Annotated in this window: 7 protein-coding genes; 2 read left to right on the top strand and 5 right to left on the bottom strand. The window is 74.7% G+C overall.

Annotated features, from left to right (window positions below; genetic code table 11):
* Positions 1-158: 158 nt before the first annotated feature.
* Together AB0950_RS16175 and AB0950_RS16180 are read right to left on the bottom strand one after the other, a co-directional pair.
* On the bottom strand, positions 159-2216 hold the full coding sequence (locus AB0950_RS16175) for a cell wall-binding repeat-containing protein (RefSeq protein WP_366778747.1): 2058 nt from the start codon (positions 2214-2216) through the stop codon (positions 159-161).
* Positions 2217-2425: 209 nt separating this feature from the next.
* Entirely contained in the window at positions 2426-3199 is a 774-nt protein-coding gene (locus AB0950_RS16180) for a VOC family protein (RefSeq protein ID WP_366778748.1), read from the bottom strand.
* A gap of 192 nt (positions 3200-3391) precedes the next feature.
* On the opposite strand from AB0950_RS16180, the gene AB0950_RS16185 reads away from it, so the two are divergent.
* Positions 3392-4255, top strand: coding sequence for a hypothetical protein (locus tag AB0950_RS16185; RefSeq protein ID WP_360571724.1), 864 nt, complete (start codon positions 3392-3394; stop codon positions 4253-4255).
* 129 nt (positions 4256-4384) lie between these two features.
* On the opposite strand, the gene AB0950_RS16190 is transcribed toward AB0950_RS16185, so the two are convergent.
* Positions 4385-9193 (bottom strand): DNA repair ATPase, encoded by a 4809-nt coding sequence (locus AB0950_RS16190; RefSeq protein ID WP_366778749.1) that lies wholly within the window; start codon positions 9191-9193, stop codon positions 4385-4387.
* A gap of 145 nt (positions 9194-9338) precedes the next feature.
* The gene (locus tag AB0950_RS16195) at positions 9339-11528 is read right to left on the bottom strand and encodes a flotillin family protein (protein WP_366778750.1); all 2190 of its coding nucleotides are present in this window, start codon (positions 11526-11528) and stop codon (positions 9339-9341) included.
* 251 nt (positions 11529-11779) lie between these two features.
* Here AB0950_RS16195 and AB0950_RS16200 point away from each other — a divergent pair, with 251 nt between their 5' ends.
* Positions 11780-12859 (top strand): helix-turn-helix domain-containing protein, encoded by a 1080-nt coding sequence (locus tag AB0950_RS16200; RefSeq protein WP_360152961.1) that lies wholly within the window; start codon positions 11780-11782, stop codon positions 12857-12859.
* Between the two features lie 48 nt (positions 12860-12907).
* Here the strand turns inward: AB0950_RS16200 and AB0950_RS16205 are convergent, their stop codons facing one another.
* Positions 12908-14812 (bottom strand): AAA family ATPase, encoded by a 1905-nt coding sequence (locus tag AB0950_RS16205; RefSeq protein WP_366778751.1) that lies wholly within the window; start codon positions 14810-14812, stop codon positions 12908-12910.
* Positions 14813-14824 lie beyond the last annotated feature (12 nt).

The following is a 14824-nucleotide window of genomic DNA, read 5'->3' on the forward strand; positions in this document are numbered from 1 at the left end:
GTCCACGTCGCTCATGCTGATGGCCATGCCGGGGATCCTAGCTGGCGGGTCCGGGCACGTCCTCGGGGTTCCGGGCGGGGCGTCGCCCCCCCCCCCGCATCCACACAGCCCCGGGTCCAGAGGACCGGGGGCTGCGTGTCGGCGGACCGGCGGCCCGGCTAACGGGCGCTGTGGGCGTCGGGTGCGGGCAGGTGCTCGCCGGGGACCACGGCGGGATCCGGAGCCGGCCGGGCGCTGCCGCCGGCGGGGGCGGCGGGCGTCGCGGCGAAGGCGGACCGGCCCGCGGACTGCGCCGGCAGATCGCCGTCGGCCGCCCAGTACGTCGTCGTCCAGGAGCTGTTCGCGGCGATCGCCGAGGCGATGGCGGTGCGGTTGGCCGGCGGGTAGGAGGCGTTGCCGCCGAAGGTCTGCACGATCCAGATGCTCGCGGCCTCCTGGCCCAGGTAGTACGAGGCCGGCGCGGACAGCGTGGACTCGGTGGACCAGAGCATGGGCCCGTACGTGGCCGTGGCGGCGCCGCCCGCGACCGCGTTCTGCCAGGTCCAGGTGTCCTCGACGGTGGCGCTCGTCGGCGCCGACCACCAGAAGCGGGCCAGGTTGGCGGCGACGTCCTCGTGGGTCTTGCCGCCGATCGTCCAGAAGCTCCACGCCTTGTCCAGCGTCGCGTGCTCCATCGCCTGGGTGGCGTTGTAGCCGACCGCGACGAGGTTCGTGGTCTTCGGGTTCAGGGCGTTCAGGTAGTTCCTCACCGAGGCGGGGACCGTCTTGCCGTTGGTGAGCAGGACGACGCCGGTGCCGTGGTAGCCCAGCGCGCCGGCGGCCGTGGAGGCGGCGATCGGGTCGTGGTAGTCGGCTCCGTCGGCGACGAAGACCCAGCTCGGGGTCGCGCTGATCTGCCTGGCGACCCGGGCCGACAGCGCGGACAGGTCGGTGCCGTCGAGGCGCAGCGCCTTGTAGCCGAGCGCCTGCACCTGGCTCGCCACCTTGGAGCCGAGGATGCTGGTGCCGCCGTTCAGGTAGACGGTGCCGCCCTTGGGCAGGGACCGCTTGAGCTCCTTGGCGGCGGACGCGTCCAGGCCGCTGCCGGAGGTCATCAGCACCGGGCCCTGCTTCTCGGCGGCCAGCGCGATCGCCGGGGCCGAGTAGGTGGCGTTGCCCTTGTTGACCAGGACCGCGGACTTGGCGGCGAGCAGCCCCGGTACGTGGGTCGCGCCCACGGTGTCGAATGTCCAGCGGGAGGCGGCGGCGTCGATGCCGGTGGAGCCGGTGCCGTAGACCCGGGTCAGGGAGTTCTCACGCAGCGGCTGCCAGGACGGCCCGGCGCCCTGGCCGGCGCCGGTGACCTGGGCCGACGTACCGCCGGCCAGGTCCAGCAGCCGTACCGTCTGCACGTCGTCGGACCAGCCGGCGTGCGAGCTGTGCGCCTCGTAGGCGATCCGGCCGCCCGCCGGGTCCCAGGCCGGGGACAGGTGGTCGGAGGCGTCCGTGGTGACCTGCTGGACGCCGGTGCCGTCCGCGTCGGCCGTGAACAGCTGGTTCCAGCCGTCGACCTGGCGGGTGAAGGCCAGCTTGGTGCCGTCCGCCGAGAAGACCGGGGCGGAACCGGAGGCGATGATGTTCTTCAGCGCCTTGGTGGACGGGTCGTACGTCCAGATGCCCTGGCTGTCGGAGCAGCCGCCGTGGTGCCGTTCGAAGGCCAGCGTGCCCGTCGGGCTCGCCGTCGGGTGGGTGTCGCACACCGTCGACGGTTCCTGGGTGTCCGTCAGCAGCGGCTCGGGCGCCCAGGATCCGTCCGAGGGGCCGTAGGCGAGCTGGCCGCCCGTGCTGAACACCACGTACCGGCCGTCCAGCCAGAACACCGGGTCCTCGTACGACGCGCTGGAGCGCATGTCGGTGGCCCAGGGCAGCGTGACGACCGAGGTGGTGCCGGTGACGCGGCCCGTGGCGAGCCGGCTCCAGCCCGCCACCACCCTGCTGCCGTCCGGCGCCCAGTTCGGCACGTACCCGGCGTTCGGGATGTTGGGCACGGACCGCAGCCCGGACCCGTCGGCGTTGACCGTCTCCACCCCCGTGGAGCCGCCGTACAGGCTGATCTGACCCCCGGTCACCTCAGCCTGCGCGGCCTGTGCGCCCGATGCCGCGGCACCGAGCAGGCCGGCCGCCATCGAGACGGCCGACGTGAGCGCCGCGATACGACGGCGCGTGCGAGATCTCAACGAAGAAGCCCCCCTGCGACATGCCTGCGTGTTCCCGCAGGTCACTGCTGGAAGCAGGACGCTATGTGATGACGGACGGGGGGCACCGGAAAGTGTGTTCGAACAGTGGGTGAACAAACTTCGATCCACGTACTCGGCTCGCCGCAGCGGACGTTACTTCCCCCGTCGGACGCGCCGGGCCGGTGCGGATGGTCGTGCTGTCCGTCTTCTCAGGTCTGGCGTGGGTCCGGCCTGAGGACGGCGAACAGGGCCTGGGCCGGGTCGGTGAGCCAGGCGACGCGGCCGACGCCGGGGATGTTCGCCGCCGGCATGACGACCGAGCCGCCGCCCGCGGCCGTCGCGGCGACGGTCGCGTCGACGTCGGTCACCGCGAAGTACGGCACCCAGCGCGCGTCCTCCCGCTCGTCCGCCAGCGGGGCCACGCCGCCGAAGGAACCCTCCTGCTGGTCGCCCTCCGCGATGCTGAGCACCTGGTACGTCATGCCCGGCCCCTGCATCTCCTGGGTACGCCAGCCGAACAGCCCCTGGTAGAAGCCGATGGCCGCCGCCGGGTCGCCGACGTGCAGCTCCACCCACACCAGGGCGCCCTCCTCCGACGCCCGCTGCAGTCCCTGCCCGGACTGCAGCACCGCGAACTGCGCGCCCTGCGGGTCGGTGAACTGGGCCAACGTGGCCTCGCCCATGCTCATCGGCGCGGTGCGCACCGTGCCGCCGGCGTCGGTCACGGCGCGCGCGGTGGCCTGGGCGTCGTCGGTGCGGAAGTACGTCATCCAGGCGGACCTCGCCCCCGGTTCGGTCAGCGGGCCGAGTCCGGCGACGGTGCCGCCGTTCTTGCGGAAGAAGCCGTAGCCGCCGCCCTCCGGCCCCGCGGAGGCGAACTCCCAGCCGAGGACGGCGCCGTAGAAGGCGGCGGCCGCCTGGGTGTCGGGGCTGCCGAGGTCGATCCACTCGGGCGATCCGGTGCGGAACTCTGTACCGAGCATGCGTCTCCTCCTGCCGGTCCGGTACGAAAGCCGCCCGCCACTATGCCGACGCCGACGCCCGGGCACGGCCGGGACACGGGAAAAGAACCCCAGGAATCTGCGCAGGAGCGCCACAAGGGCTGCACACAGCCTTTCGAAAGGCTCGTTAGCGTGACGGACGCCCGCTCCCCTTTGGACTCAGGAAGACCACAGATGGACTACTGCTCCTCGTGCCGCCGGCACCTCAATGGCGCCCTGGTCTGCCCGGGGTGCGGTGCCTACGCCCCGGACATAGCCCCGCCCCAGACCGCAGCTCCCCGCCCCGGCGGACACGCCACGACGCCGCCCGCCGCGCCGCCCACCGACGACTGGTTCGCCACCGAGCACCCGTCCGGATCACCCGGCTCGGACACCGGCGCCTCGGCCGATGTCACGGACGCGCCGCGCGCTCCCCAGGGCCGCGCCGCTCGCCGCCGGCAGCTGGCGCGCTGGAAGAAGAACCAGCGCCGGGCCGTGGTGGCGACGGCCGTCGCGCTCGTCGGCGGCGGTATCACGCTCGCCTCGCTGGACCGCGGCAGCGGCGACAAGGCGCAGGCGGCCACCGCGCCGGACAACCGCAGCATGGGCCTCACCGACGAGCCGTCGGCAGCGCCCAGCCAGCCGGCGCCGGCGCCCACGTCGCCCGCCGCCGGGCACCGGCACACCCCGGCCACGCCGACGGCGCACACGCCCGCCGTCAGCGTCCCCCGGCAGCAGTCCGCCGCACCGGCGCCCCGCACGGTCCAGTCCGCCGACCGGCCGCACACCGCCGCGGTGGCCCCCCACCCGGCCGCCACCGCGTCACCGGCCACCCCGGTCGTCCCGCAGCAGCGCGGCACCACGACGTCGTCATCCGGAACAGACACGGGCACGGGCACGACCACGAACACCGGCGCGAGCAAGGGCTCCTCCGGTACGGCGGCCCAGCCGGCCCCCAGCACCGGCGGCGGCACCTCCGCGTCCTCCCCGTCCACACCGTCCCCGTCGCAGACCTCATCCTCCGGCCAGCTCTGCCTGGTCCTGCTCTGTCTGGGCTGAGACGACGCGTCCGGCCCCGGACTCACTCCCGGTACCGCCGTGCCGTGCGTCGGTCCCGGCGGATCAGGAGGGCCGTGGTCAGGGCGGTGAACGCGCATGCCGCCGACAGGGGGATGAGGAAGCAGGCCATCAGCGGGTCCGTCCTGTGTGCCGGGGGCGGTTGATCGCGGACTCCACTGCCGCCACGCGGTCCGCGAGCAGGCCCAGGGCCGCTACCGCGCGGCTCAGCGGATCGTCGTCGGGGCCGCCGAGGGTGCGGGTGCGGACGTGGGCGGTCTTCACGTCGGCCCAGCGGGCGGCCTGGGCCTCGGTGAGCGTGCCGCGCAGTTCGGCGAGTTTCAGGAGGTTGGCCTCGGCGCCCGTGGTCAGGGTCTGGGCCTCGGCGGCGTAGTGGTCGTCGACGACGGCCTCGCGTTCGGTGTCGTTCATGACCGGGCGCAGGCGCCCGGCGATCCTGTTCATGTCGCGGTAGGAGCCCTGGAGGCGGAAGGGCGGCTCGGTGCGGGCGTCCTCCGACTGGGCGGCGGAGGCGATGTAGGCCGCGTTGACGCTGAGCACGGTGTCGCGGACCGCCGTCAGATGGCGCAGCACCGCCAGCACGGCGTGCAGTTCGGCCGCCGGCATCGGATGGGCGAGGCGGTCGGCGCGGGCCGTGGGATCGGCCGCCGCGAGCCGGACCAGCAGGTCGAGGTCGGCCCGGTCGCGGGCGGCGAGCGGGGCGAGCACCGGGTTGGCGGTGAGGGCGTTCTCCACGAAGCTGAGCGCGAAGACGTCCTCCTTGCCGGTCAGCACGTCGCCGAGGTTCCACACGTCGGCGCGGTTGGCGAGCATGTCGGGGATGCGGAAGCGCTCCCCGGACTCGGTGTAGGGGTTGCCGGCCATGCAGACGGCGAACCGCTTGCCGCGCAGGTCGTAGGTGCGCGGCCGGCCGTCCCACACGCCGTCCACGCGCCGGGTGGCGTCGCACAGCGGGATGAACCTCTGCAGCAGCTCGGGCGAGGTGTGCTGGATGTCGTCCAGGTACAGGAGCGTGTTGTTGCCGGCCGCCAGCGCGAAGTTGATCTTCTCGATCTCGCGGCGGGCGGTGGCGTTCGGGGCGTCGGCCGGGTCGAGCGAGGTGACGGTGTGGCCGAGCGCCGGGCCGCTGACCCTGACGAGCATCAGGCCGAGCCGGTCGGCGACGTACTCCATGAGGGTCGTCTTGCCGTAGCCCGGAGGGGAGACGAGCAGCAGCAGGCCGCCGGTGTCGGTGCGTTTCGACTCGCCTGTGGTGCCGAGCTGGCGGGCCAGGCTGTCGCCGATCAGGGGAAGGTACACCTCGTCGACCAGGCGGCCCCGGACGAACGCCGACATCACGCGCGGGCGGTGCTCGTCCAGGCGGAGGCGGTCGCGTTCGGCCGCCACCAGGGCCGTACGGCGGCGCTGGTAGGCGCGGAAGGCGGGCACGTCCGAGGCCGCGAAGCGGGACGTGCGGGCCAGGAACTCGTCCAGCCGGAGATGGAGCCGGCCGCCGGCCACGCGCGGGTGGGTGCCGAGCAGGCCCTCCGCCGTCGCCGTCAGCGGGGCGTCGCCGTCGTAGCGGGGCAGGCCGGGGCACAGCTCGGCGGCGACCGCCTCGGCCAGCTCGCCGGGCGTGGCCTCGGTGCCGGTGGCGGCGGCGTACGCGGCGAGCCAGGCGTGCACCACCTGCCGGCGTGCGGCCAGGTCGGTCAGCCCCTCCAGGTCGGCGCGGTAACTGCCGCCCGCGTGCCGGAACTTCTCCAGCAGCGTGCGCGCCGTGACCCCGAGGACGAAACCCTCCGGGCCGCCGGTCAGCTCCTCGAAGAGGTACGAGGCGGCCGGCCCGCCCGGCGCCGACGCCTCCCACGCCGCGATCGCCCCGGCCAGCTCCCGCTCCAGCTCCCCGATGGCCGGTACGGCCCCGAAGGCGTCCCGGGCCCGCGCCAGCGACACCGCCCGCCGGGACCAGGCCGTCCGGGCCTCCTCCGTCGTGCCGTGCGCCCAGAACAGCTGGGCGGCGGCACGCGCGGCGGGCTCGTGCCGCAGGGTCCCGGCGCCCTCGTACAGCGGCAGCAGGGCCCGGAGCACGAGTGTCGCGTCGTGGTCGTGGACGCCGCGCTCGTAGCCCTCGTCGTACGACTCCTGCGCCGCCCGGCGGACCAGGTCCGGCAGGTCGTCGGCGGCGGCGAGGGCGGCCGGGCCGTGCTCGGCGAGCAGGCGGGCGGCTAGGTGCTCGGCGCGGTACACCTCGGGCGACTCGGAGGGCAGACGGCGGTCCCAGTAGGGGCGGTACGCGGCGAAGTCCGGGTCGGTGACCGGGGCCCGGTAGTCGGTGCCGGTGACGGCGAAGGCCAGGGTGTCGCCGTGCGGGACCAGGGTGAGGTCGAGCGGCTGGGTGTTGACGGCGAAGCGGTGGCCGCCGAGCAGCAGGGTGCGGCCGTCCCCGTCGTACAGGTCGGCGCGGTCACGCAGGGCGCGGGCGGCCTCCTGGCGGGCCGACTTCAGCCGGCCGTCCAGCTCCTCGGCACGCACGCTGTCGCCGAGGGCGCGCAGCTCGTCGGCGGTGCGGCGGACCTTGGCGACCAGCGGGTCGGAGGCGAAGTACGCGGCGACCGCGTCGCCGTCGGCCAGGGTGGCCGCCCGGCGCCCGACCGTCTCCAGCACGCGCCCCGCCGAGACGGCGAGCTGCTCGGCGCGGCGGGCGCGGGCGTCGGTCAGGGACTGCTTGCGGGCGGCGAACGCCTCGTAGATCTCGGTACGCCGGTCCGCCAGCTCGGCGAGGAAGTCGTCGGACTCGGCGAACCGCCCGTCCAGGTCCTCCAATCGGGCCAGCACGGAAGCGAGTTGGTCGTCGCACTCCTCGGGTGTGCCGGACGCGGCGAGCGCGGCGGTGACGGCCTGGGCGAGCAGCGCGGTCTCGGCGGCGAACTCGGCCCGGCCCTCGCTGTCCTTCAGGGCGCGGCGCCGGCCGTCGAGAAGGGCACGGGCGCGGTTGACACCGCCCAGCACCTCGGCGATCCGCTCCAGCACGGCCGTACGGACGGTGGCGTCGGCGATGTCGAGACCGGTCACGACCTCGGTGACGGTACGCAGCCCGTCGGCGAGTGTGTCGAGCCGCTCGGCGACCGGCCGGGCGCCGGCCACGGTCTCGACGGCCGCAGCCTCCCCGGCCAGGTGCTCGACCTCCGTCTGCTGGGCGGCGAAGGCGTCCTCGCGCGCCAGGAACTGCACCGCGCGCCGCCCGAACCCGGCGAGGTCGTCCTCGGCGGCGGCCGCCAGGGCGTCGATCCGGGCGGTGTCGGCGTACCGCAGGTCCCGCAGCGTGAGCAGGTGCCCGTGCGCCTGCCGCAGCTCGGTCAGGCCGCGCACCCAGGCGGCGGCCTCGCGCGGGGCCTCGCCGCGCAGCCGGCGCACCACGGCCGCGATCCGCGCCTCGGCGTCGTCGAGGGCGTCGGCGGCCTGCCGGGTCAGCTCCCGTACGGTCTCGAACTCGCCCAGCACCTGCTCGGCGGTCGCCCGTACCTCTCCCAACGGACCGGCAAGGCCGCCCAGTTCGGGATCGGCCAGCCAGTGATGGGCGTCGGCGGCCCGCACGCACGCGGCGACGAGCGCCCGGTACCCCTCGCTCGTCCCGACGCCGTCGGTCACCAGCCGGGCCACGGACAGGCAGTCGGCGAGCCCCCGCACGAGATCGGCGTTGCCGACCCGGGCGAACGCGCCGGTGCCGGTGCGCAGCGCGGCGGCGTGCGTGTCGGAGACGTACGGCGAGGTCCACCACTGCACCGGATGGGTGTGCGCGGGCTCCTCGCCGGCCGCCCGCAGCACGGCGAGCGCGCCGTCCCCGAACAGCGCCCAGCCCCGGCACGGCAGCGGGGCGGCGACCTCCTTGCGCAGGGTGTTGTACGACAGCAGCAGCGCGCGCCCCCCGGCCCGGGACCGGAACGCGTACAGCACGTCCTCGCCGTTCGGCGCGCGCACCTCGCACTCGAACTCCAGGCCGGCCACGTCGAGGTCGTACGTCTTGTGGGCGCCGCCCGCGAGGCAGTACCCGCCCGGGAAGACGATCCCCTGCTCCTCGGGCAGCCGCCGGCACGCCTGCCCGATGCCGTCGAGCCGCACCACCGTACGGCTGAGGGTGTCGAAGACCAGGTACCGGTCGTCCTCCTCCTTGTACGGCCGCACCCGCAGCAGCACCAGCGGGCCCACGCGCGCGTGGGCGACGGCCGCGTCGGCGAGCGCCTGCAGCGGCTCCCGCACGGGCTCGGCGTACAGCTCGTCCCCTTCCGGGGTGCGCACGGTGAGGGAGCCGCCGACGGTCGACACCCCGAGCCCACCGGGGACGGCGACGTACGGGCCGCCGCGTTCGAGGACGTGGTCCTCGCGGGTGGTCCGCGCCCAGGTGAGGTCCTGGGCGGGCGGGAAGACGTCGTCGCGGTCGCCGCGCGCGTCCAGGAACGCCACGGCGCCGTCCTCGGCGACGCTCCAGCGCAGCACGCGGACGTCGTCGGCCTTCTCGCCGGTGCGGAACACCGCGAGCAGCCGGCCGTCGACCCGGCGCAGGCGCAGCAGACTCGCCTCGCGGTAGTAACGGTGCAGCGCGCCGAACTCCCTCACGAACCCCGGGTCGTCCAGCAGACCGGGTACGGCGTCCCCGGCCGGCCGCTCGCCGTCGCGGCCGTACAGTGCGAGGACGTCCGTGACGGTGCCGGTCGCGCCGAAGAGGAGTGCGTCGCCTACGGCCACGATGTCGCTCGGCACACACGCGTGCTCGGTGCGGAGGCGAGCGGTGCGCGCGAGGTCCAGCCCGGCCGAGCCGAACTCCTCGGCTCGGCGGGCGTTCAGCGTCTCCGCCCTGCGGGCCAGCTCGGCCGCCTGCACGGCGAGCCGGTCGCGGAGCACCTCGTAGGTACCGGGGTCGACGGCACCATCGGTTGCCATGGCGGATGCGGTTCCCTTCGTGGATCGGACGGCTGGGAGCTCGGTGGCGTGCGTCGTATGCCGGGTGCGGGTGCGGGGTGGGCTGGTCGCGCCCGCGCGGCGGAGCCGCGTATCAGGCACAGCCCCGCGCCCCTCCCCGGCCGCCTCAGTTCTGGCTCACGCTGCCGTTCAGCGCCGTCACCGGTGTGTCGGCCAGCCCCAGTTCGCTCGCTCGGTCGAGGAGTTTCTGGAGCTGGCCGGCGTTCGGGCCGCCGCCCTTGATCTGCTTCATCAGCAGCGCGGACACCGTCAGGTTCCGTACGTCCGCCGAGCCCAGCGAACCCAGCACCCGGCTCAGGTCGTCCGTGAAGCTGCCCGAGCCGTCCAGCCACGGCTTCGCCAGGGCCTGCGCGGTGTGGGAGCTGGAGAGGAAGCCGTCCACGCCCTTGCCGAGGGCGATGGAGGACACCAGCCGGTCGAAGAAGACGGACTCCCCGCCGACGATGTCGATGTCGGCGTGCTCCAGACCGGTCGCGAGGACCGTCGCCTGGGCCTCGGCCACCTGCCGCTGGGTCTCCAGTCCGGCCAGCCGGATCTCCTTCTCCGCCTGGAGCCGGAGCCGGTACTCCTCGTGCCCGCGCGACGCCTCGTCCAGCGCGGCCATCGCGGCGGCCTTGTCGGTCAGACCGGCGGCCTCGGCCTTCAGCTTCTCGCCGATGGCGGTGGCCTCCGCGAGCGCCTTCGCCTTGGCGCTCTCCGCCTCGGCCAGGCCCTTGGCCCGCGCGCCCTCCGCCTCGGCCTTGAGCCGCGCCTCGGTGGCCTCCGCCGCCGCCCGCGCGCCCTCGGCCTCCGCGAGCCCCTTCGCCCGCGCGCCCTCGGCCTCGGCGAGCGCCTTGGCCTGGGTGCCCTCGGCCTCGGCCCGCAGCCGTGCCTCGGTGGCCTCGGCCTCCGCGCGGCCGGCCTTGACGGTGACCTCGGCCTCCTTGTCGCGGACCTGCACCGCGGCGAGGCCCTCGGCGGCGGCCTCGGCCTGGACGCCCTCGGCGAGGCGGAGCTTGGCCCGGGCGTCGAGGTCGGCGGTCTTCATCCGGACCTCGGCGAGGGTGAGTTCCTCGGCGGCGCGGTGCGTGGCGGCCTGTTCCGCCGCCTCGGCGGCCTTGATGTCCTTGACCAGCTTCTCCTGCGCCTCCGCCTCGGCGGCGATGACGAGGGCCTGCCGCTCCCGCTCGGCCTCCTCGACCACGCGGAGCTTCTTGATGGACTCCTCCTGCTCGGCGACCGTACGGTCCACCGCGACCCGCTCCCGGATGACCTCGGCGATCTCCCGCTTCTCCGCCTCGACCTCCTTCTCGGCGGAGATCCTCGTCAGCTGGGTCTCCCGCTCGCGGGCGATGACCTCCAGCAGCCGGTCCTTCTCGATCCGCTCGTTCTCGACGGCGATGACCCGCTCGCGGTTCTTCGCGGCGACGGCGATCTCCCGGGCCTGGTTCTCCCGCTGGACGCCCAGCTGCTCCTCGGTGCGCAGGAAGGCGGCCTGGGCGCGCAGCCGTTCCTCCTCCACCACGCGGGCGGTCTCCGCCTCCTCGCGGGCGCGTGACGTCTCGATCTCCCGCTTCTGCTTGATCTCGGCGTCCGCCTGCCGGCGCTCCAGCTCCAGGATGGCCTCACGGGCGTCGACGTTCTGCCGGGTGATCTCCTTCTGCTCGGTGCGCTGCGCCTCGTTGGTGCGCACGTGCTCGACCGCCGTCAGCTCGGTGATCTTCCGGATGCCCTGGGCGTCGAGGACGTTGGCCGGGTCCAGCTGGGTGAGCGGGGTCTGCTCCAGGTAGTCGATCGCCGCGTCCTCGAGGTGGTAGCCGTTGAGGTCGATGCCGATCAACTCGATGATGTGATACCGGAGTTCCTCGCGCTTGGTGTAGAGGTCGGTGAAGTCCATCTGCTTGCCGACGGTCTTCAGCGCCTCGGAGAACTTCGCGTGGAACAGCTCCTGCAGCGTGTCCTGGTGGCTGGCGCGCTCGGTGCCGACGGTCTGGGCGACCTTGATGACGTCCTCGACGGTCTTGTTGACCTTGACGAAGAACAGGATCCGGATGTCGGCGCGGATGTTGTCCCGGCAGATCAGGCCGTCCCGCCCCGAGCGGCTGATCTCGATGGTCTTCACCGAGATGTCCATGACCTCGGCCTTGTGCAGGATGGGCAGCACGACCTGGCCGGTGAAGGAGACGTCGACCCGGCGCGTCTTCGACACGATCAGGGCCTGGCTCTGGTCCACCTTCCGGTACAGCCGCGAGAACCCGAGCAGCACGAGCAGCACGACGACGAGACACGCGGCGACGAGCGCGCCGAGGACTTCCATGGCATACGTCCTTGCGTCAGACGACGAAACCGGAGCCCCCTCAGGGCCGCGGTGCCGGGCGTCTGATGGCGCCCGGCACCGCGGCCCTCCGTAGTGCTCCCCGCGGACGATGGTGCGGCCCGGGCCGCGGCCCGCGCATTGCCGGTTTCCGGCAGTGTTCACTAGGGTCTGCATGCCGGACAGGCGCTGAGGATGTGTCACCGGCGCGTCAAAATCGCGGGAGTACGGGGACACGGGGGACGGGAACCGCCATGGGGGACGAGCACGACAGACACGGCGCGCCCGAGCACTACCTGGACGGGTTCGCCCGGACGCTGGCGGAGGTCGCGGCCACCGGCCGGCGGCTGACCAGGGAGGAGCTGAAGGCCCGGCGGGCCCTGGGCGAGCAGGCCGCCGACGCCGGACACGGACTGCGCGCGCTGATCGTGGCCCATCTGGCCGTCACCCGCGCCGCCTGGCCGGCCGTGCCCGGCTCCGCCGAGAGCGGTCTGGCCACGCTGGCGGCCGCGGAACAGGCGATCGACGCGTTCGCCGAGGGCTACGAACGCGCCCAGCGGCTGACCGTACGCCGGGAGGAGGCAGCGCGCCGGGAGTTCATCGACGACCTGCTGTACGGCCGCAGCGACCTGGGCCGGCTCGCCGAGCGCGCCGAGCGGTTCGGGCTGCGCCTGTCCCGGGCGCACGCGGTGGCCGTCGCCGAGGGGCCGTCCGCGTACGTCGAGCAGGGGCCGGTCGCGCGCCGGGTCGAGGCCGCCGTACTCGCCCGCTTCGACTCCCGCAGCATCCTGCTGACCACCAAGAACGGGCGGATGCTGTGCGTGGCGCCCGGCGAGGAGGACGAGATCCTCCAGCACTTCGCCCAGCAGGCGCACGCGGCGACGGACGGCTGCCGGGTCGCCATCGGCCGGCCGCAGCACGGCGCGAGCGGGGTGGTGCAGTCGTACGAAGAGGCCCTCGCCGCGCTGGAGATGGCGGCGCGGCTCGCTCTGCCCGGGCCGGTGCTGCGCGCCGCCGACCTGCTCGTGTATCCGGTGCTGGCCCGGGACCGGCAGGCGCTGGTCGACCTGGTGTCGCACACGCTCGGCCCGTTGACGGCGGCGCGCGGGGGCGCCGTGCCCATGCTGGACACGCTCAGCGCGTACTTCGACTCCGGGTGCGTGTCCGCGGAGGCCGCGCGGCGGCTGTCGCTCAGTGTCCGCGCGCTGACCTACCGCCTGGACCGCATCCGCAAACTCACCGGCGCCGACCCGTCCGACCCGGCGCACCGCTACATGCTCCAGACAGCGGTCATCGGCGCCCGCCTCCTGGACTGGCCGAACCTGCCTCTGTGAACACGGCTGGCTCTTGCGGCTGTTGGGCGAACAGCCCGTCGGCCGGCTTCAGCAGGGGCTGACCAGGCGCGGGCGCCCGGTGTGTTCCCCGCGGGGCGGTGGTACGAAGACGCAGGTCTGGTCGCCGGACTCGATGGCGGTCAGCAGTCCCTGGAGCGCCAGTCCCGGTACCTCTCCCGTGCGGTCCAGGACGGCCAGCGCACGGCGGGCCCGGCGCCAGGCCCGTTCGCCCCGGCCCTGCCGGTGTTCGACGTACGCCCGCGCCCAGTGCCCCACGGCCACGGCCCAGGCGTCGTCCCGCACCCCCGGCCACGCCAGCGCCCGCCGCGCACTGCGCCGTGCCGCGGCCGGCGCCGTACCCGCCTGGACGACGGCCAGCGCGGCGAGGCTCACCGCCGCGGACGGCCCGCCGGGCGCGTACGCCGGTACGGCGCCCGCGGCCTGCCGGAAGCACTCGGCCGCCGTGCCCGCGTCCCCCTGCTCCCAGGCCAGCACCCCCTGCACATGCGCGATCCACCCCACCAGCGCGTCGTCCCCGGCCAGCACGGCGGCCGGCCAGGCCCGGTCGAGCAGGGCGCGGACGGCGGCCGGGTCGCCGGGCGCGTGCAGCCAGGCGGCGAGCCAGCGGGCGCGGGCGGCCAGCCGGTCGTCGGGCGCGTACCGGGGCAGCAGCAGCCCCAGCTGCTCACGGCCCTCCTCGCCGTGCTCGTGCACCGCCCACCAGAACCACAGGTCGACCACGGTGGCGAGCGCCGCCCGCACATGCTCGGCGGGGGCGTCCGGTACGAGTGCCTGCCGGATCAGTGCGGTGAGGTCCTCCCGGTTGTCGCGCACGAGTTCGGCGGCCTGCCGCTGCTCGCCCTCGCTCCACAGGTTCCCGGCGACCTCAGCGAGCCGCCGGTAGTGCAGCAGATGCCGTTCCCGCGCGACCGGCGTCTCGCTCGCGTGGCGCAGCCGTTCGGCGCCGAAGTCGCGGGCGGCGCGGGCCATGCGGTAGCGGGGCGGCCGTACCCCGCCCGGGTCGCCGACCGTCTCCAGCACCCCTTCGGCGGCCAACCGGGCCAGGCAGGCGGGCACTTGCTCCGGGGTGGTGCCGGCCCCGGAGCACAGGTAGACGGCGGTCGCCTCGGTGAACGCGCCCACGAACACGCTGGCCCTGCTCCACACCGCCCGCACCGGCCCGTCGCTCAGCAGGTACCCGGCGCCCAGGGCGGCCCGCAGCGAGCGGTGTCTGCGCAGCCGGGCGCCGGGCGCGGTGAGCCAGCACCGGTCCCGCTCCAGCCGCTCGGCGACCGCCCGCACGGACATGCCCCGGCGCAGGTGCGCCGCCGCGAGCTCCACGGCGAGCGGCACGCCGTCCAGCAGCCGGCAGACCCGGGCCACCTCCGCCAACTCGCCCTCACTGGGCTCGAATTCGCCCCCGTACTCCCGGACCCGCGCCAGGAACAGCCGTACGGCGTCCGGTTCCGCCAGCGGGCCCAGCCGCACCACCCGCTCGTCCCCGAGCCCCAGCGCCCGCCGCGAGGTCACCAGCACCCGCACCCCGGGCACGGCCATCAGCAACCGTTGCACCAGCCCCGCACACTCCGCGTGCACGGCGTCGGCGTCGTCGATGAGAAGCGCACGGGTCGAGGAAGGCCCCGGCGCCGCCAGCCCCCGGACGATCCGTTCCGTCAGGGCGTCCAGGTCGGTCCGTTCCTCCGGTGCCGGGCGGCTGCCCGTCACGGCCTGCGCGAGCAGTGCCGTCAGGGTGCCGGGGACCGTGGGGGCGGTGTCCGGGCAGCGGACGCGGATCGCTGTGCGCCACGGCTCGCCGCAGGCCGGGGCGGCCTCGGCGGCCAGTCGGCTCTTGCCCACTCCGGCCGCGCCGGTGACGGTCACCAGCCGGCCCCGCTCCAGGCCCTCCCGCAGCGCCGCGATCTGCACGCCCCGCCCGATCACTGTTCCCGACACTCCACACCCCCG

The organism is Streptomyces sp. NPDC007189 (assembly GCF_040703635.1).
Taxonomy (GTDB): Bacteria; Actinomycetota; Actinomycetes; order Streptomycetales; family Streptomycetaceae; genus Streptomyces.